Raw genomic sequence first — 1,363 nt, 5'->3', positions numbered from 1 at the left:
CGGCCTCTGCAATTCCTTTTTGCAGCGCTTCATTTGCATTCATTCCATTATTTTCATATCCAGAAGCAAGGGCTAATGCCTTTTCCCTAACCTGTAGGGTTAATTCTTTCAACCGGTCATTAGCGCCGTTTATATTTTCCATCGTCATTTATATCAAATTTACAGCTCAATGAGCTGCAATTGTATTGCATTGATTTTTACATTCGCTGCAGATGCCTTTAACCACCAAGCTTACCTGCTGCCCCTGGTACCCTTCTGGCAATTTGACTTCCGGGATCTGTGTTTGAGGTAAACAATAGGTTTCCTGGCAATTGTTGCAGTAAAAATGGATATGCAAATCATGGTGCCCTTCAGTGGTACAGGAGGGTTGACAAATCGCAAATTTTGCGGTACCGCTTCCGTCTTCAATCCGGTGAACCAGTCCATGATCTTCAAATGTTTTTATGCTCCGGTACAAAGTAACCCGGTCTGTTCTTTCCAGCGCTAGTTCCATATCAGTAAGGCTAACTGCACTGGATTGTTTCAGCAAGAAGTCCAGCACCACTAAACGCATGGCAGTTGGATTGATCTTTTTTTCTAATAGGATGGGCTCTAAGTCTTTCATCGCTTATTCCTCCTCAGCGCCACCGGCTGATTTTGATTCCAGGTAAAAAGCGCCCTTTAAAGCAATCTTGACATTTTCAGCTAAAGGATTCAGCGGTTTAATTTCGATGTAACCCAATTCACTAACTCCTGTGGTAACCTCCTGTTTTTTGAAATTCACTTTTTTCTCTTTGCCGTTTTCTTCTTCCTGTTGGATTACAACAAAAATGTATTGTTTGCCCTGAGAACGAACAACTGCGTCAACTGGAACAGCAGAAGTCAACTGGCTGCCTGTACTGATCAGTGCAGTAACATACATTCCTGGGATCAGATTCTTATGTTCCCTGTTATTAATTACCGCATGAACGACTACACCTTTACTTTCATTTTCAAAAGACTTATTAATTCCGTTGATGGTGCCTGTAATCAAATCATTGTTTTGATTGGTCAGTTGAAAGGCAACTTTTTGCCCGACTTTTACCTGCATCAGATCCTTTTCGAAAACGGTAAGGTCGCAGTGGATTTTTGAATTGTCCACCACTTCCATAATGGAAGTTCCTGGCTCGACAAAGGCGCCGGTATTGGCAATAACGTGTCCTACGGTTCCGCTGATTGGAGAAACAACAGGAAATTGGGAAACAATGTTTCCTTCGGAAACCTTTCCTGGACTTATGCCAAGTTGCCTCAGCTGGCTCTGGTAGGAAGTAAGCCTTGAGCGTTCTGCATTATAAGTAGCCTGGGACGATTGAAAAGACTTCCCTGTACCAGCCCCAGCAGCTTT

Annotated in this window: 2 protein-coding genes; both read right to left on the bottom strand. The window is 43.0% G+C overall.

The window, feature by feature from the left end; all coding sequences use genetic code 11:
* Positions 1-166: 166 nt before the first annotated feature.
* Positions 167-604 carry a Fur family transcriptional regulator gene (locus CLV32_RS22995; RefSeq protein ID WP_133559322.1) on the bottom strand — a complete coding sequence of 146 codons (438 nt, stop codon included), beginning with the start codon at positions 602-604 and terminating at the stop codon, positions 167-169.
* Positions 605-607: 3 nt separating this feature from the next.
* On the bottom strand, positions 608-1,363 hold a 756-nt coding region (locus CLV32_RS22990), incomplete at its 5' end, for an efflux RND transporter periplasmic adaptor subunit (protein ID WP_133559321.1).

Source organism: Pedobacter duraquae (assembly GCF_004362245.1).
Taxonomy (GTDB): Bacteria; Bacteroidota; Bacteroidia; order Sphingobacteriales; family Sphingobacteriaceae; genus Pedobacter; species Pedobacter duraquae.
Note: the sequence above shows the minus strand (reverse complement) of the source record. Positions and strands in the feature narration are given on the sequence as shown.